The organism is Micromonospora sp. NPDC049529 (genome assembly GCF_055586685.1).
This window is the reverse complement of record NZ_JBVJHT010000010.1, coordinates 19,698-36,112: the sequence shown is the minus strand read 5'-3', so window position 1 is coordinate 36,112 and position 16,415 is coordinate 19,698. Positions and strand designations below refer to the sequence as shown.

At 70.2% G+C, this 16,415-nt stretch carries 17 protein-coding genes and 1 pseudogene; 6 read left to right on the top strand and 12 right to left on the bottom strand.

Annotated features, from left to right (window positions below; translation table 11 throughout):
- Both ACZ6QQ_RS18475 and nucS read right to left on the bottom strand, forming a co-directional pair.
- Positions 1 to 609: hypothetical protein (locus ACZ6QQ_RS18475; RefSeq protein WP_465877611.1), on the bottom strand; the 609-nt coding region annotated here is incomplete at its 3' end.
- A 257-nt stretch (positions 610 to 866) separates the two neighbouring features.
- On the bottom strand, positions 867 to 1,526 hold the full coding sequence (gene nucS / locus ACZ6QQ_RS18470; protein WP_465877610.1) for an endonuclease NucS: 660 nt from the start codon (positions 1,524 to 1,526) through the stop codon (positions 867 to 869).
- 116 nt (positions 1,527 to 1,642) lie between these two features.
- Between nucS and ACZ6QQ_RS18465 the strand changes: the two genes are divergently transcribed.
- The 4 genes from ACZ6QQ_RS18465 (at position 1,643) to ACZ6QQ_RS18450 (ending at position 5,005) form a co-directional block, all read left to right on the top strand.
- Positions 1,643 to 2,260: a DUF4126 domain-containing protein gene (locus ACZ6QQ_RS18465; RefSeq protein WP_465877609.1), complete on the top strand. Its 618-nt coding sequence runs from the start codon at positions 1,643 to 1,645 to the stop codon at positions 2,258 to 2,260.
- Positions 2,261 to 2,339: 79 nt separating this feature from the next.
- On the top strand, positions 2,340 to 3,260 hold the full coding sequence (locus tag ACZ6QQ_RS18460; protein ID WP_465877608.1) for a polysaccharide deacetylase family protein: 921 nt from the start codon (positions 2,340 to 2,342) through the stop codon (positions 3,258 to 3,260).
- A gap of 63 nt (positions 3,261 to 3,323) precedes the next feature.
- The gene (locus ACZ6QQ_RS18455; protein ID WP_465877607.1) at positions 3,324 to 4,169 is read left to right on the top strand and encodes an ABC transporter ATP-binding protein; all 846 of its coding nucleotides are present in this window, start codon (positions 3,324 to 3,326) and stop codon (positions 4,167 to 4,169) included.
- Positions 4,169 to 5,005: an ABC transporter permease gene (locus ACZ6QQ_RS18450; RefSeq protein WP_465877606.1), complete on the top strand. Its 837-nt coding sequence runs from the start codon at positions 4,169 to 4,171 to the stop codon at positions 5,003 to 5,005. Before ACZ6QQ_RS18455 ends, ACZ6QQ_RS18450 begins: the two co-directional genes overlap by 1 nt.
- A 130-nt stretch (positions 5,006 to 5,135) precedes the next feature.
- Here the strand turns inward: ACZ6QQ_RS18450 and ACZ6QQ_RS18445 are convergent, their stop codons facing one another.
- Both ACZ6QQ_RS18445 and murA read right to left on the bottom strand, forming a co-directional pair.
- The gene (locus ACZ6QQ_RS18445) at positions 5,136 to 5,984 is read right to left on the bottom strand and encodes a 3-hydroxyacyl-CoA dehydrogenase family protein (RefSeq protein ID WP_465877605.1); all 849 of its coding nucleotides are present in this window, start codon (positions 5,982 to 5,984) and stop codon (positions 5,136 to 5,138) included.
- Positions 5,985 to 6,071: 87 nt separating this feature from the next.
- A pseudogene (murA, locus tag ACZ6QQ_RS18440) lies at positions 6,072 to 7,523 on the bottom strand (UDP-N-acetylglucosamine 1-carboxyvinyltransferase); the annotation flags it as partial.
- 157 nt (positions 7,524 to 7,680) lie between these two features.
- On the opposite strand from murA, the gene ACZ6QQ_RS18435 reads away from it, so the two are divergent.
- On the top strand, positions 7,681 to 8,268 hold the full coding sequence (locus ACZ6QQ_RS18435) for a cob(I)yrinic acid a,c-diamide adenosyltransferase (protein ID WP_465877603.1): 588 nt from the start codon (positions 7,681 to 7,683) through the stop codon (positions 8,266 to 8,268).
- Here ACZ6QQ_RS18435 and ACZ6QQ_RS18430 read toward each other — a convergent pair whose 3' ends face one another.
- The 3 genes from ACZ6QQ_RS18430 to ACZ6QQ_RS18420 all read right to left on the bottom strand — a co-directional run bounded on the left by ACZ6QQ_RS18430 (position 8,269) and on the right by ACZ6QQ_RS18420 (position 10,994).
- Complete coding sequence (locus ACZ6QQ_RS18430) at positions 8,269 to 9,027, bottom strand: DedA family protein (protein WP_465877602.1); 759 nt, start codon at positions 9,025 to 9,027, stop codon at positions 8,269 to 8,271. It abuts the gene before it with no gap.
- A gap of 81 nt (positions 9,028 to 9,108) precedes the next feature.
- Positions 9,109 to 9,816 carry a response regulator gene (locus ACZ6QQ_RS18425; protein ID WP_465877601.1) on the bottom strand — a complete coding sequence of 236 codons (708 nt, stop codon included), beginning with the start codon at positions 9,814 to 9,816 and terminating at the stop codon, positions 9,109 to 9,111.
- Positions 9,813 to 10,994, bottom strand: a complete 1,182-nt coding sequence (locus tag ACZ6QQ_RS18420) for a sensor histidine kinase (protein ID WP_465877600.1) — start codon at positions 10,992 to 10,994, stop codon at positions 9,813 to 9,815. The genes ACZ6QQ_RS18425 and ACZ6QQ_RS18420 overlap by 4 nt, the downstream gene beginning before the upstream one ends.
- A 175-nt stretch (positions 10,995 to 11,169) precedes the next feature.
- Between ACZ6QQ_RS18420 and ACZ6QQ_RS18415 the strand changes: the two genes are divergently transcribed.
- On the top strand, positions 11,170 to 11,772 hold the full coding sequence (locus tag ACZ6QQ_RS18415; RefSeq protein ID WP_465877599.1) for a class I SAM-dependent methyltransferase: 603 nt from the start codon (positions 11,170 to 11,172) through the stop codon (positions 11,770 to 11,772).
- A gap of 105 nt (positions 11,773 to 11,877) precedes the next feature.
- Here the strand turns inward: ACZ6QQ_RS18415 and ACZ6QQ_RS18410 are convergent, their stop codons facing one another.
- From ACZ6QQ_RS18410 to ACZ6QQ_RS18390, 5 genes are all read right to left on the bottom strand, one after another.
- Entirely contained in the window at positions 11,878 to 12,333 is a 456-nt protein-coding gene (locus tag ACZ6QQ_RS18410; protein ID WP_465877597.1) for a DUF2550 domain-containing protein, read from the bottom strand.
- 12 nt (positions 12,334 to 12,345) lie between these two features.
- Positions 12,346 to 12,630 (bottom strand): F0F1 ATP synthase subunit epsilon, encoded by a 285-nt coding sequence (locus ACZ6QQ_RS18405; RefSeq protein WP_465877596.1) that lies wholly within the window; start codon positions 12,628 to 12,630, stop codon positions 12,346 to 12,348.
- Between the two features lie 88 nt (positions 12,631 to 12,718).
- A complete protein-coding gene (locus ACZ6QQ_RS18400; RefSeq protein ID WP_465877595.1) occupies positions 12,719 to 13,855 on the bottom strand; it encodes an LCP family protein in 1,137 nt (378 codons plus the stop codon).
- Between the two features lie 196 nt (positions 13,856 to 14,051).
- Positions 14,052 to 15,485: a F0F1 ATP synthase subunit beta gene (gene atpD / locus ACZ6QQ_RS18395; RefSeq protein WP_465877594.1), complete on the bottom strand. Its 1,434-nt coding sequence runs from the start codon at positions 15,483 to 15,485 to the stop codon at positions 14,052 to 14,054.
- The gene (locus tag ACZ6QQ_RS18390) at positions 15,485 to 16,414 is read right to left on the bottom strand and encodes a F0F1 ATP synthase subunit gamma (RefSeq protein WP_465877592.1); all 930 of its coding nucleotides are present in this window, start codon (positions 16,412 to 16,414) and stop codon (positions 15,485 to 15,487) included. The genes atpD and ACZ6QQ_RS18390 overlap by 1 nt, the downstream gene beginning before the upstream one ends.
- Position 16,415: the final 1 nt, after the last annotated feature.

Sequence of the window (16,415 nt, the reverse complement as noted above, 5' to 3'; positions counted from 1 at the left end):
GATGGTGCGAGCGAGCACATTCGTCGGGCTATACACATACAGATACGCCGAACCGGAATTCCAATCGCTCGCCGTCACGTCGAACGTCACGTGCTGACCGCTGGTGCCAGCAAAGGAGTACCTCGCGATCTGTCCCCGATAACCGATCGAGGTACCAACCGCCGTTCCGGAGATCAGTGCCCCGCCGTCGATGGCGAACGCCATCGTGAACGTCGCCGAACCGGTGGCGGCGCCGTACGGGTCGACGATCATCGTCCAGGTGCCGGTGGCGTTGAGCGTCAGATCGCCGTACGCCACACCGGTGCCCATCGCAATCGAACGGGCGAGCGCGTTCGTCGGGCTATACACGTACAGATACGCCGTGCCGGAGTTCCAGTTGCTGGCCGTGACGTCGAACGTGACGTGCTGACCGTTCGTACCGGAGAACGAGTAGGTGACGGACTGGTTCGGGGTGCTGATCGTGGCCGTTGTCGCGACGCCGGGGGTCAGGGTGCTGGACACGACGGCGCGGGGCGCTGCCGGCGACACGGGTACGGCGCCGGCCGGACCCGCGAGCGCCAGGACGAGGAGCGCGGGAGACACGGTGAGCGCGATGATTCGGCGCAACATTCGCAGCTTCTCTCTGGATGAGGAGGCGGACTGCTCGACGCGTGCGAGACGAAGCGATGGGGGAACGCGGCCGGTTCGCTCATTCGGGGACCATCGAGGTCACCCGTGAACAGTGTGCGAGACAACCGGCCCGCGACGACACTCGCTGATCTGTCGGATTCGGGATCCGATCGTGCTACCCGCGTACGCGAACGCCCGCGCCGGTATCGCGGCGCGGGCGCTTGGAAGACGGCCGACCGGAGCCGGACCGTGACCGGTCAGAAGAGGGTCAGCTCGTCGCGTTCGATGCCGCGCAGGCGGTCGTAGTTGACGGCCACGCAGCGGATGCCCCGGTCGGCGGCGAGCACCCGGGCCTGCGGCTTGATCTCCTGGGCGGCGAAGACGCCGTGCACCGGGGCGAGCAGCGGGTCACGGTTGAGCAGTTCGAGGTAGCGGGTCAACTGCTCCACCCCGTCGATGTCACCGCGCCGCTTCACCTCGACCGCCACGGTGACCGAGGCGCCGTCGCGGCAGAGCAGGTCGACCGGGCCGATCGCGGTCGGGTACTCCCGGCGGATCAGCGTGAAGCCGTCGCCCAGCGTGGTCGGGTTCGCCGCCAGCAACTCCTGCAGGTGTGCCTCGACGCCGTCCTTGCGCAGGCCGGGGTCGATCCCCAGCTCGTACGAGGTGTCCTGGAAGACCTCCTCCAGGGTGATCCGCAGTTCCTCGCCGGCCTTGTTCACCACCCGCCACACGCCGGGTGCCTCTTCGAGCCGGCAGGGCGGGCTCATCCAGTTGAGCGGCTTGTACGCCCGGTCGTCGGCATGGATCGACACCGACCCGTCCGCCTTGACCATCAGCAGGCGGGTGGCCAGCGGCAGGTGCGCCGAGAGTCGTCCCACGTAGTCCACCGCGCATCGCGCTATCACCAACCGCACCCGACGAGGGTAGCGGAGAGCCTTCCCGCCGCCCGCCGCGCACGCCGACAAGCCGCCGGAAGCCGTCGTAACCGGCCAATCGAGCAGAAGTGGCGCGGCGGTGAGATGCTGACCCCGTGCTGGAAGCCCTCACCGGTACGGGTCTCGCCGCATCGGCCGGCCTGAACGCGTACATTCCCCTGCTGACCATGGGCCTGCTGGCCCGGTTCACCGGTCTGATCGACCTGCCGAGCAGCTGGCAGTGGCTGGCCAACGGCTGGGTGCTGACGATCCTCGCGCTGCTGCTGGCGGTCGAGTTCGTCGCCGACAAGGTGCCGGTGATCGACCACGTCAACGACCTCGTGCAGACGGTGGTCCGACCGACCGCCGGTGGCCTGGCGTTCAGCGCCGGCTCCAGCTCGGAGACGGTGACGGTCAGCGACCCGGGGAGCTTCTTCTCCTCCAACCAGTGGGTGCCGATCGCGATCGGGGTGGTGGTGGCGTTCGGCGTACACGCGGTGAAGTCGGCGGCCCGGCCGCTGATCAACGCCGGCACCGCCGGGCTCGGGGCCCCGGTCGCCAGCACGGTCGAGGACACGACCAGTGTGGTCGTGTCGCTCGTCGCGATCATCCTGCCGGTGCTGGTGCTGCTCTTCGTGGTCGGCTTCGTGATCCTGGTGCCCTGGACGCTGCGCCGCCGCAGGGAACGAAACCGGGAGCGGGAAGCCGCACGGGCCGCCGGTTTCAAGGTCTGACCAGCCCCAACGGGTGAACCGGGCGGGGATACGCCGGACCGGGCATTGAACGTTCCTCACCTCTGGAATGATCTGCAGGGTGAGTCGACCCCGGTCCCGTCTACTGCTCGGTATCCTGGTCGCGGCGGCCGTCGTCGGCACCGCCACCTCCGCGATCGGGCTGACCATGACGCTGTCGCCTCCGGACCGCGCGCCCAACGGGGATACACCGAGCCAGGGCACCCACGCGCTGGGTCCGGCCGGCACCCCGAGCCCCGCCACCTCGCGACCGGGCAAGGGCACCACCGCGCCGGGCGGGACCGTTCCCGGTGCGACGCGGGCGGGCACCAGGCCACCGGTGGTCGACAACGGCCCGCGTACGGGCAACCGGGTGGCGCTCACCTTCGACGCCGACATGACCGACGGCATGCTCTACAGCCTGCGTACGGGCAAGGTGAAGTCGTACGCCAACCTGCGCATCATCGACCTGCTCGAACGGGAGCGGCTGCCGGCCACCTTCTTCCTCACCGGCAAGTGGGTCGAGCGCTACCCCGACCTGACCCGTCGACTGGCCGACAATCCCCGCTTCGAACTGGCCAACCACACGTACGGGCACCTGGCGTTCACCGGGGACTGCTACGACCTGCCGAGGGTGCCGTCCAACGGGATGACCGAGGACGTGGCGAAGACGTTCCGGGTGATCGAGCCGTACGGCGGGCGGCAGACCCGCTACTTCCGCTTCCCCGGTCTCTGCCACGACCCGGCGGCCCTGACCGCGCTCGCTCCGCTCGGTCTGACCGTGGTGGACGGGGACGTGGTCAGCGGCGACCCGTTCGCCACCGCGTGGCAGCCGATCGTCCGGGCGGTGCTCGACCACGTCCGTCCAGGCTCGGTGGTGATCATGCACGTGACCGAGGCGAACGCCGCGATGACCGACGAGGCGCTTCCGCACATTCTCGCCGGCCTCAAGGAGCGCGGACTGGCCCCCGCCCCACTCTCCGAGGTGCTGAGCGGATCTTGACGGACCCCCGCCATCCCGGCCCCAGGTGACCACCGCTTGTCGCCGACGCGCATAGTGTTAACCATGAGTGACCAGCCCGCGATCTCCGTACGGGGTCTGCGCAAGTCGTACGGCGAGCACGTCGCCGTCGCCGGTCTCGATTTGACGGTGCGCGCCGGTGAGGTGTTCGCCCTGCTCGGCCCGAACGGCGCCGGCAAGACGACCACGGTGGAGATCCTTGAGGGCTACCGGCGGCGCGACGGCGGCGAGGTCAGCGTGCTCGGCACCGACCCGAACACCGCCGGCCGGGACTGGCGGTCGAGGGTCGGGATCGTGCTCCAGGGCACCGGCGAGTTCGACGACCTGACCGTGGGCGAGGTGGTCGACCATTTCTCGTCATTCTACCCCAACCCGGACAAACCACACGAGGTGATCGGTCGGGTCGGGCTCACCGACAAGACCCGCTCCCGTACGCACACCCTCTCCGGCGGCCAGAAGCGCCGGCTCGACGTCGCCCTCGGCATCATCGGCCGCCCCGAACTGCTCTTCCTCGACGAGCCGACCACCGGCTTCGACCCGGAGGCGCGGCGCGAATTCTGGGAACTGATCCGCGACCTGGCCGCCGCCGGCACCACCATCGTGCTGACCACGCACTACCTGGACGAGGCGGAGTCGCTCGCCGACCGGGTCGGTGTGATCACCGCCGGGCAGCTCGTCGAGGTGGCCACCCCGGCCGAACTCGGCAACCGTCAGCAGGCGTTGCCGGTCGTCTCCTGGCGTACCCCGGACGGGACGCCACAGCAGGCGGAGAGCGCGACGCCGACGGCCCTGATCGCCGAACTGGCCGCGCGGTACGGCGGCGAGGTGCCCGGCCTCACCGTGTCCCGCCCGACCCTGGAAGACATCTACCTCCGCATGATCGGACAGTGATGACCACGACCACGCAACCCGTCCAGCTGGCGGCTCCCCGCCGCGTCGGCCCGGTCGAACTGGGCCTGCGCCAGGGACGACTCGAACTGCGGCAGTTCCTGCGCAGCCGCGAGTCGGTGGTCTTCACCATGCTCTTCCCGGTCGTCCTGATCCTGATCTTCGCCTCGATCTTCAAGGGCGAGATCGGCGGTGGGGTGAAGTTCACCCAGTACTTCGTCACCGGCATGATCGCCACCGGGCTGCTCACCGTCGGCTTCCAGAGCCTCGCGATCCAGATCCCGATCGAACGCGACCGGGGCGTGCTCAAGCGCCTGCGCGGCACCCCGATGCCGAAGTGGGTCTACTTCGCCGGCAAGACCATCATGGTCGCCGTCATCGGCGTCGCCGAGACGGTCCTCCTGCTCGCCGTCGCCGTACTCCTGTTCGACCTCAGGCTGCCGGACACCGCCGCGAAGTGGCTCACCTTCGGCTGGGTCTCCGCCCTCGGCATCACCGCCTGCACCCTCTGCGGCATCGCCTTCTCCTCGCTGGCCAACAGCGGCCGCAGCGCCTCCAGCGTGGTCACCCCGGTCGCCCTGATCCTCCAGTTCATCTCCGGCGTCTTCTTCGTCTTCACCGAGCTGCCCTCCTGGATGCAACAGGTGGCGGCGATCTTCCCACTGAAGTGGATGTGCCAGGGCCTGCGCTCGGTGTTCCTGCCCGACGCGTTCGGCGCCCAGGAACCCGGCGGCTCGTACGAGCTCGGCAAGGTCGCCCTCATCCTGGCCGTCTGGTGCGTCATCGGCCTGCTCCTCTGCCTGCGCACCTTCCGCTGGACCACCCGGCGCGACGGCTGAGACGAACCACGACCGCGCACCCGCCCACGGACCCCAGCCGGCGAAGCTGTGGCCCTCCGTGCCCGGCGGAGAGATCAAGCCTGACCGCTCGGAGCCGGGTACGGAGGGCCACAGCCCCACCACAACCAGGTCAGTACGAGTAGAACCCCTGCCCCGTCTTACGCCCCAGGTCACCGGCGGTAACCATCCGCTGGAGCAACTCCGGCGGGAAGAACTTCGGGTCCCCGGTGTCGGTGTAGATGTTCCGGGTGGCGTGCAGCAACACGTCCGCCCCGGTCAGGTCCATGGTCGCGAGCGGGCCCATGGCGTGACCGAAGCCGAGCTTGCACGCGGTGTCGAGGTCCTCGGCGGAGACCACGCCGGACTCGACCAGTTTGACCGCCTCCATCACCAGCGCGGTGATCAGTCGGGTGGTGACGAAACCGGCGATGTCCCGGTTCACCACCACACAGGTCTTGCCGATCCCCTCGGCGAACGCGCGGGCGGCGGCCAGCGTCTCGTCGCTGGTCTTGTAGCCGCGTACCAGCTCGCAGAGCTGCATCATCGGCACCGGTGAGAAGAAGTGGGTGCCGACGACCGACTCCGGCCGGTCGGTCACGGCGGCGATCTGGGTGACCGGGATGGCCGAGGTGTTGGTGGCCAGCACCGCGTCCGGCCGGCAGATCCGGTCCAGTTCGCGGAACACGTCCTGCTTGAGTTCCAGCCGCTCGAACACCGCCTCGACCACCAGGTCGGCGTCGGCCGCCGCCCCGAGGTCGGTGGTGGGGGTGATCCGGGCGAGGGTCGCGTCGACCTCGCCGGCCTCGATCCTGCCCTTGCCGGCGAACCTCTCCAGTGAGGCGCGGATGCCGTCCAGGCCCCGCCGGGTGGCCGCGTCGTCCAGGTCGCGGAGCGTCACCTGCCAACCTGCCAGTGCCGCCATCTGCGCGATGCCCGAACCCATCAGTCCGGCCCCGATGACCGCGAGTCGACCCGTCATCCGCCTGCTCCTCCCTGGTGCGCCTGTTCTCACCGCACTCTATCCGGCCACCTGAACGAACCCTCAGGCGACGCGGAGGAGGGAGAATCAGAGAGAGTAGTTCTGTCCCACGGGGGCGGTCGCGCGTTCCACCTCGACGCCGAGAACGCGCAGGTCGGCCACGAAGTCCGGGTAGCCCCGGTCGACGTGGTGCACGTGCGATATCTCGGTCACCCCGTCGGCGCAGAGGCCGGCGATCACCAGCCCGGCGCCGGCCCGGATGTCGGTGGCCCGGACCGGGGCGCTGGACAGGCGCTCCCGACCCCGGACGACGGCGTGGTGCCCGTCGGTCCTGATGTCGGCGCCGAGCCGGGCCATCTCGTTCACGAACATGAACCGGCCGTCGAAGATGTTCTCCGTGATCAGCGAGGCACCCTCGCTGACCGAGGCCATCCCGATCGCCATCGGCAGCAGGTCGGTGGCGAAACCGGGAAACGGCAGGGTGACCACGTCGACCGCGGTGGGTCGGCGGTCCATCCGTACCCGGAACGCGTCGGGGCGGGTCTCGACCAGACCACCGGCGGAGACCACCTTGTCCAGCGCGATCTCCAGAAAGCTCGGGCTCGCGCCGGTCACGGTCACGTCGCCCCGGGTCATCGCCGCCGCGAAGGCCCAGGTGCCGGCGACGATCCGGTCGCCGACGGTACGGTGACGCACGGGGCGCAGCTCGCGTACGCCCTCGATCCGGATGGTGGAGGTGCCCGCACCCTCGATCCGGGCCCCCATCGCCGAGAGCATCGTGCAGACGTCGACGATCTCCGGCTCGCGGGCCGCATTGTCGATCTCCGTCACGCCCTTGGCCAGCACCGCCGCCATGACCAGGTTCTCGGTCGCGCCGACGCTGGGGAAGTCCAGCCAGATGGTGGCGCCGTGCAGCCCGTTCGGGGCCGAGGCGATCACGAAGCCGTGCGAACCGGCGATCTCGGCTCCCATCCGGGCCAGGCCCGACACGTGCATGTCCAGGCCACGGGAGCCGATCGCGTCGCCACCGGGGTGGGCCACCCGGACGTAACCGCGCCGGGCCAGCAGCGGGCCGAGGACGCAGATCGACGCGCGCAGTCGCCGTACCAGGTCGTAGTCTGCGTCGGTGCCCGGTTCCTCCGGCACGTCGATGGTGACCGTCCGGGCCCGACCGGGCAGGGCGACGAGATCCACCGCCGCCTGGGCCTCACCGCTGGCCGTCGAGGCGACGTCGCGGACCGGCCCGGCGCCGTCCACCGGCGGTACCTCCGCCGGTACGCCGTCCGCTACCCCGACCACCGGGATGCCCTCGATGGTTCCGGTCGACGTGCCGTTGTCCTCGCCGAACGAGACCTCGCAGCCGAGCCGGCGCAGCACCTCACCCATGATCGCGATGTCGGTGATCCGGGGCACGTTCGTGATCACGCTCCGGCCGGGGGCGAGCAGTGCCACCGCCATCAGCTTCAGCGCGGAGTTCTTGGCCCCCACGACGTGCACCTCACCGACGAGCCGGGAGCCGCCGCCGACCCTGATCACATCCACGTCGGCGATCGTGGGATCGGCCGCCACGTCGGCGGTCACACCGGTCTCGGCGGCCGCCGGCCAACCGCCGGCCAGCACACCCGCCGGGTCGGCTCCGCCACCGGTCACCGTCTGGGTGGGCGGTTCGCCGTCGGACCTCCGTACGCTGTCCGTCATGGCCGTTCACCTCACCCGTATCTACACCAGGACCGGCGATGCCGGCCGAACCAGGCTGAGCAACAACGAGCAGGTGGAGAAGACCGACCCACGGATCGCCGCGTACGCGGACGTGGACGAGTGCAACGCCGCGATCGGGGTGGCCCTCGCGCTCGGCCAACTCGACGACGGCCTGCGTACGGTGCTCGCCGCGATCCAGAACGACCTCTTCGACGTCGGCGCCGACCTGGCCACACCGGTCGAGCCGGATCCGGCGTACCCGCCGCTGCGGGTGACCGAGGAGTACGTGACCCGGCTCGAAGGCTGGTGCGACGAGTACAACGCGGAACTGGGCAAGCTCGACTCCTTCATCCTGCCCGGCGGCACCGCGGGAGCCGCGTTGCTGCACGTCGCACGTACGGTGGCTCGTCGCGCCGAACGGGCGGCGTGGGCACTGGTGAACCACGATCAGGAACGAACCAACATCCTTCCGGCAAAGTATCTCAATCGCCTATCGGATCTGCTGTTCATCCTGGCAAGAACGGCCAATCCCGACGGCGACGTGCTATGGGTCCCCGGCGGCCGCAGGACCCCCGACACCGCCTGATCACCACCGGTCCCGCTCCGGAGCGGGCGTACGGGTGCGCGGACGGCCGCTTCGCCGATGGCCGGGGACTCGTGGGCGCAGCGGTGACCAGCCGGGTCGTACCCCTCCCCGGCATCCTGTGGCGGGCTCCCGGTCACGCCGGGCGCGACCCCGAGCCCGACGGCGCCGGGCCCACACCACCCCGGCGACCAGCGCGCCGACGGCCACCACGACCACCGCGACCGTGCCGATCACCCCACTCATCCGCAGGTACGAGGCCCCGGCGAGATAGCCGATCAGGAAGATGCCGGGCACCCAGACCAGCACCGCGGCGGCGTCGTACACCGCGAACCGCCGGTACGACAGGCCGGCCACCGCCGCCACCCGGGGCACCAGGGTCCGCACGTACGGCGTCCACCGGCCCAGCACGATCGCCGAACCGCCCCCGGAGGTCAGCAGCCGTTCCGCCCGCTCCCACCGGGCGGCGTCGATCCGCCGACCGAACCGTCCCCGCCGCAGCCGAGGTCCGACCAGCCGCCCCTCCAGGAAACCGAGGTGGTCGCCGAGCATCGCCGCCACGCTGGTCACCGCGAGCGCGGTCGGCACGTCCAGGTCACCGGCGCGGGCCAGGAAACCCACGGTCAGCATGGTGGTCGCCGCCGGCAGCACCATGCCGACCAGGATCCCGACCTCGGCGGCCAGCACCACGGCGGCGGTCAGGTAGAACCAACCGGTCGGTAGGCGGGTGAGCCAGTCGACGAACACGGCGAAGATCTCCATCCGACCACCGTGACCCGCACAGCCACCGCCCGGCGTCGTCCAGGCGGCCGCGGCGGCTCCTCCGGGTGGCCGCCCGACACCCTAGGGGGCGCCCGCGTCCGGCGCCGGGTCGACCGGGTTGAAGTCGTCGTCGACCAGTCCCAGCCGGTGCGCCACCACCGCCGCCTGCACCCGGTTGCGGAGCTTGAGCTTCTCCATCGCCGCCGAGACGTGGGTCTTGACCGTGGTGATGCCCAGGTGCAGCCGCCCGGCGATCTCGGCGTTGGACAGGCCGGCGCCGACCAGGGCCAGCACCTCGCGTTCCCGGCCACTGAGCAACCGCCGAGGCGAGCGGAGGTCGTCGGTCCCCTGCCGTGCGTCCCGGTCGTGCGCGGCCAGCGCCCGGCCCACGATCCGGGCCAGCACCGGCGGCGCGAGCAGCGGTTCGCCCCGCGCGGCCCGGAGCACCGCGTCGACCAGGTCCTCCGGGGCACCGTCCTTGACCAGGTAGCCGATCGCCCCGGCACCGAGCGCACCATAGACGTCGGCGTCGTCGGCGAACGTGGTCAGCACCAGCACCCGGCTGGCCGGATGGTGGTCGAGAATCCGGCGGGTCGCCTCGATCCCGTCCATCCTCGGCATCCGCAGGTCCATCAGGACCACGTCCGGGCGCAGCCGCTCGGCCAGGCGTACGGCCTCGTGCCCGTCCCCGGCCTCGCCGACGATGTCGAACCCGCCGGCCGTACGCAGCAGCAGGGTCACTCCGGCACGGACCAGCGCCTGGTCGTCCACCACGAGTACCCGGATCACGACTCGCCCCGGATCGGTAGGCGGGCGGCGAGGCGCCAACCGCCGGCACCGGTCGGTCCGGCGGTCATCCGGCCACCGAGCAGGTCGACCCGTTCGCGCATCCCGGCCAGACCGTGCCCGGACGGCGGCAGTGCCGAGCCGCCCGGATGCGCCCGCTCGGAGCCGTCGTCGAGCACCTCGACCAGGAGCGCGCCCCGATCGGTGTGCAGGTGCACCGAGACGGCGGCCCCCGGACCGGCGTGCTTGAGGCTGTTGGTCAGCCCCTCCTGGATCAGCCGGGCGGCGGTCGTACGCACCACCAGCGGCGCGGTCACCACCGGCTCGGCGACGTCGAGCCGTACGGTCATGCCGGCCGCCCGTACCCGCCGTACCGCCTCACCGAGCACCTGCTCGGGCTCGACCAGCACGGTGTCCGACTCGACGGCCTCGGGGTCACGCAGCACCTCCAGCAGTTCGCGCAGCTCGTCGAGGGCCCGGCCGGCGGTGCTGCGCAGTTCCCCGAGGGCCTGTACCGCGCCGTCGACCTCGCCGGTGTGCCGGGCGGCGTATTGGGCGGCGCCGGCCCGCAGGGCGATCGCGCTGACGTGGTGGGCGACGATGTCGTGCAGGTCACGGGCGATGCTGGTGCGCTCGGCGAGGCGGGCGGCACGGGTCTCCACCGCCCGTCGGGCCTCCACCTCCCGGGCCCGTTCCTCGGCGACCCGCGCGGCGCGGCGCTGCCCGTGCAGGTAGCGGCCGAACGCGATCGGCGCGGCGACGAGGGCGGCGATGGCGAGCACCCGTACGACGGCCTGCCGGCCGAGCAGCAGTTGCTGGGTGCCGGGGTCGATCACGTCGACCAGGGTCGCCGCGAAGGAGAGGAGAAACGCCACCGCGATCCCCGGCCAGCGCTCGTGGTACGCCACCACGGCGAGCGCGACGGCCAGCCCGATCTGCGCGATCCCGCTGTTCGTCGGCGCCAGGCGGTCGGTCACCACGAGCAGCGCGCACTCGGCCAGCAGGACCGGCAACGGCCACCGGCGTACCCCGGCCAGGCTCACTCCGGCGGCGGTGGCGAGGCCGACGGCCACCGGTACGTCGCCGCTGTCGGCCCAACCGAGCAGTCCGTTGGTCAGCCCGAGCGTGACCCCGACGACGCCGAGCAGCACGTCCACCCGCCACGGCCGGCTCATCCCCATCCGGCAACCATACGTAGTCGGACTTTCCCGACCGTCCTGCCTCCGGTCGGGGCACCTCCTCCGAGTGGCCGAAGATCGGGCCATCCGGACGACGGGCGGCGAACGGCGATCGCCTATTTTGGGGGCCGTGGCCAATGAGAAATTAACGTTCCTGACCCAGTTTGTCCGCCAGCCGATGTCGGTCGGCGCGGTCTACCCCAGCGGCCCGGCGCTGGCTGGGAAGATCACTGCCCCGGTGCCGCGCACCGGGGACCCGGTGGTGGTCGAACTCGGACCGGGTACCGGTGCCTTCACCGGCGAGATCCAGCGCCGGCTGGGCGGCCGGGGCCACCAGATCGCGATCGAGATCAACGACGAGTTCGCCGGAGCGCTCAGCCGGCGCTACCCCGACGTCGACGTGATCTCGGCCGACGCCCGGAACCTGCGGGACCTGCTGGCCTCGCGGGGGCACGCGCGGGCCGACGTCATCGTCAGCGGGCTGCCCTGGGCCGCGTTCTCCGGGGACCTCCAGCACTCGCTGCTCGACGCGGTCGCCGACAGCCTGAGCGACGACGGGGCGTTCACCACGTTCGCGTACCTCTTCGCCATCTGGACCCCGCCGGCCGCCCGGCTGCGGGCCGCGCTCCGGGCCCGGTTCGAGGAGGTGACCATGGGTCGTACCGTCTGGGCGAACCTGCCCCCGGCGCTGGTCTACCACTGCCGCCGGCCGATCCGGAGCCGGGCGTTCGACCCGACGCTCTCCCCGCTGGGCGCCGGCACGGGCGAATCCGCCCCCTGACCGAACCGCCCCGCCCGCCCTCGGACGACAGACGCCCGGCCCCCGATGTACGCGGGGTCGGGCGTTTCAGCGTGTGCGGCCGTTCGAGTTCTGCACGGCCGTTCGTCAGGCGGCCGGCCAGTCGTGTGCGCCCAGACGCGGCGAGACCGCCCCGGGCGGGGCGGCCTCAAGCCACGAGAGGAACCCGGTCACCGTGGACTGCGCCATCGCGATCTCCACCGGTGCCTGGTGGCTGGTACAGAGCAGGATCACCCAGTCGGCCGGCATGGAGAACTGTTCCTGGCCCTCCGGCAGTCGACGGCGCTCCACCGCCAGCCCGCGACGGGCGAGCACCCGCTTGGGCCGGATGGCGAAACTGAACATCCGGTACCAGCGCAGTTCATCGTCGGTGAAGCGGCCGAAGCCCGGCGACCAACCCCGGCCGTCGAGCATCGTCGACACCCGTACGCTGAGCCGGATGATGCCGCCCGAGCGGGTCACCAGGGCGCGCCGGACGAAGAGTACGAGCAGCCCGGCGAGGACCACCAGTACGCCGACCCCGATCCACTCCAGAACCAGCACCGACGTGCCGGGTCAGCGCGTCGAAGCGGCGGTGACCGGCGTGGCGCTCTCGGCGAGGACGGTGACGCCCGAGCCGGTCACCGAGAGGAAGCCACCGGCCACCTCGTAGGTGATCTGCTCACCACCGGCAAGCTTGATCCGGACCTGGCCGGGCTCCGCGAGCTGTCCCAGCAGCGGTGCGTGGCCCGGCAGCACTCCGAGCTCGCCTTCGGTCGTCCGTGCGACGACCATCTCGGCGTCACCGGACCAGACCCGCTCCTCGACGGCTACGAGCTCGACGTGTAGCTGATTTGCCACGCTGTCTCCTTGTACGGCGACGGGATTCAACCGAGTCTAGTCGCGCACCCGTCCCGTTCCCACGGCGGGTGGCGAGAAGCACCCCCGGCTACTTGTCCGTGTTGATCAGATCGGGGTGGGCGGCCACGAACGTATCGAGCGTGTCGGCCTGTACGGAGGCGAAGAAGTCCGGCGCCGGGTCCTTCAACTGCTCGCCCTGGTAGTTGCTGGCCGTACCGACCGGGGCGTGCGGCAGCTTGATCAGAGTCATCGAGTCGGCGCGCAGGTCACGCAGGGCGAAGGCCCAGTCGGCGACGCTGTGCCCGCGACCGCTGAAGATCAGGGACTGACCGGCCGCGCGCAGCACCGCGTCGAGCTTGAGCGGGTTGGTCACCACGTCCCGGCTGAACGCCTGGCTGGCCATCGCCCGGATGAACTGCTGCTGGTGCCGCTGCCGCCCGTAGTCGCCGTCCACCAACGTCTTGCGCTGCCGTACGTAGTCCAGCGCCTGCCAGCCGTTGAGGTGGGTCTGACCCTTCTTGTACTCGCGCTGCGGCCCGATGTACCCCTCGCCGTTCGGGTTGCCCGGACGCGGGGTGCCGTCCGGTTGGAGGTGCTCGGACTTGGTGTCGGCGTCGATATACATGTCGACCCCGCCCATCGCGTCGACGATCTTCTTGAAGCCACCGAAGTTGAGGATCGCACCCGCGTCGAACCGCTTGATCCCGGTGTAGTTACTGATCGTGGTCTGGAGCAGTTCGAATCCCTTGGCCGCGTCCGGGTTCTTGCCCGGCACCAGGCTGCCGTGCGACATGGCCGCGTTGAGCCGGTCGTTGCCGCCGGCGTAGTTCGCCTTCGGGAAGGCGGGGATGTCCACCCGCAGGTCGCGCGGCATCGAGAAGAGATAGGCCCGGTCCATCCCGGCCGGCACGTGCAGGATCATGATCGAGTCGGCCAGCGGCGGGGTCGACGGCTGCCGGGGGTCGATGCCGACCAGCAGGATGTTGATCGGGCCCTTGATGTCGGAGATCTTGGGCGGCGGGCTGCCCGGCCCCTCGTCGCCGAAGAGGTCGGCACTGGCCACCGCGCCCTGGTAGCGGGAGAGCAACGCCTCGAACCCGACCAGTACCACCCCGCTGAGCACGATGAGCACGGTTCCGAAGATCGTGCAGAGTCGCGCCCAGCGCGGCACCGCCGACTTCTTCCTGCGCCTGCCGTGCGTGGTCGGCGTACCGAGGTCGGTCACCAGGCATCTCCCATCGTCGCGCCCCGACGGATTCGGGTAGCCCCCTGGTGGGGGCACGGACGTTGCAGAGCGTAGCGCCGGTTTCTGGGTGGACACCTGGAAGATCAACTGCGCCGGACACCGGTCGGGGCCCGCGAGAAAGGGACCGCGTCGGCGGTCAGCCGGCGCGGTCCCTTTCTGTGGTACGGAAAACTGGTTACTTCATCAGCTCGCGTGCGTTGCGCTCCAGGTCGTCCAGGCCACCGCACATGAAGAACGCCTGCTCGGGGAAGTGATCGAACTCACCCTCGCTGATCTTCTTGAACGCCTCGACGGTGTCCTTGACCGGCACGTACGAACCCTTGATGCCGGTGAAGACCTCGGCCGCGAAGGTGTTCTGCGACAGGAAGCGCTCGATCCGGCGGGCCCGGCCAACCGTGATCTTGTCTTCCTCGGAGAGCTCTTCGATACCGAGGATGGCGATGATGTCCTGCAGGTCCTTGTAGCGCTGCAGGATCCGCTTCACCTCGGAGGCGACGGTGTAGTGCTCCAGCCCGACGTACTCCGGGGCGAGGATCCGCGAGGAGGACGCCAGCGGGTCCACCGCCGGGTAGATGCCCTTGTCGGAGATCGACCGCTCCAGGTTGGTGGTCGCGTCCAGGTGGGCGAAGGTGGTCGCCGGTGCCGGGTCGGTGTAGTCGTCGGCGGGCACGTAGATCGCCTGCATCGAGGTGATCGCCTGCCCCCGGACCGACGTGATCCGCTCCTGCAGCTCACCCATCTCGTCGGCGAGCGTCGGCTGGTAACCCACGGCGCTCGGCATCCGGCCCAGCAGGGTGGACACCTCCGAACCGGCCTGGGTGAACCGGAAGATGTTGTCGATGAAGAGCAACACCTCCTGCTTCTGCACGTCCCGGAAGTACTCCGCCATGGTCAGCGCGGAGAGGGCGACCCGCAGACGGGTGCCCGGCGGCTCGTCCATCTGGCCGTAGACCAGGGCGGTCTTCTCGATAACCCCGGACTCGGTCATCTCGTGGATGAGGTCGTTGCCCTCGCGGGTCCGCTCCCCCACCCCGGCGAAGACCGAGGTACCACCGAAGTTGTTCGCAACCCGGATGATCATTTCCTGGATCAGCACGGTCTTGCCCACACCCGCGCCGCCGAACAGGCCGATCTTGCCACCCTTGACGTACGGGGCGAGCAGGTCGAGAACCTTGATGCCGGTCTCCAGCATCTCGGTCTTCGGCTCCAGGTCGGCGAAAGCCGGGGCCTTGCGGTGGATACCCCACCGGTCGGACACCTGGAGCTTCTCGCCCTCCTTGAGGTTGAGGCACTCGCCGATCGCGTTGAACACGTGGCCCTTGGTGCCGTCACCCACCGGCACCATGATCGGGTTGCCGGTGTCCCGCACCTCGGCGCCGCGGACCATGCCATCGGTCGGCTGCATCGAGATGGCCCGGATCATGTTGTCGCCCAGGTGCTGGGCGACCTCCAGGGTCAGCGTCTTCTCTCCACCGGAGAGCGAGACGGTGACGTTGAGGGCGTTGAAGATTTCCGGCATCGAGTCGCGCGGGAACTCGGCGTCGACGACCGGGCCGATGACCCGTACCACCCGACCGGTGGCGGTCTTCGTCTCTACTGGTGCAGTCATCACACTTCACTTCCCGACGCGGCCAGCGCGTTGGCGCCGCCGACGATCTCACTGATCTCCTGGGTGATCCCGGCCTGGCGGGCCGAGTTCATCTCACGCGTGTATCTGTCGATCATGTCCTCGGCGTTGTCGGTCGCGCTCTTCATCGCGCGCCGCCGTGCCGCCGACTCACTCGCCGCCGATTCGATCAACGCCGCGTAGATCCGGGTGTTGATGTACTTCGGCAGCAGCGCGTCGAGCAGCGCCTCGGCTTCCGGCTCGAACTCGTACGCCGGCAGCAGGCCCTCGGACCGCGGACGGTCCTCGACCTCCATCGGACCAATGATCTTCGTAACCGGGTTCTGCGTCATCAGCGACTTGAACTCGGTGTAGACGATGTGCAACTCGTCCACCCCCAGTACGCCGTCGATGCCGCCGCTGCCGCTCTCGTCGTCCGCGCCGTGGCCGAACGCCTTGATCAGCGTCTCACCCACCTGCCGGGCGTCCGCGAACGACGGCTGCTCCGAGAACCCGGTCCAGCTCGCCTCGATCGGCCGGTTGCGGAACCGGTAGAAGGTGACGCCCTTGCGGCCGATGACGTAGAGCACCGGCTCCTTGCCCTCGTTGCGCAGCCGAGCCAGCAGCGACTCGGCCGTTCTGATCGCGTTGGAGCTGTAACCGCCGGCCAGGCCGCGGTCACTGGTGACCACCACGACCCCGGCCCGACGCACCCGCGGACGGGCGGTGAGCAGCGGGTGGTCGATCGCCGCGTTGGACGCCAGCGCGGTGAGCACACCGGTGATGGCCTGGGCGTACGGCAGGGACGCCGCAACCCGGGCCTGGGCCTTGGCGATCCGGCTCGTCGCCACGAGCTCCATCGCCTTGGTGATCTTCTTCATCGACTTCGCCGAGCGGATTCGTTGACGAAGAACGCGAACCTGGGCCGCCATT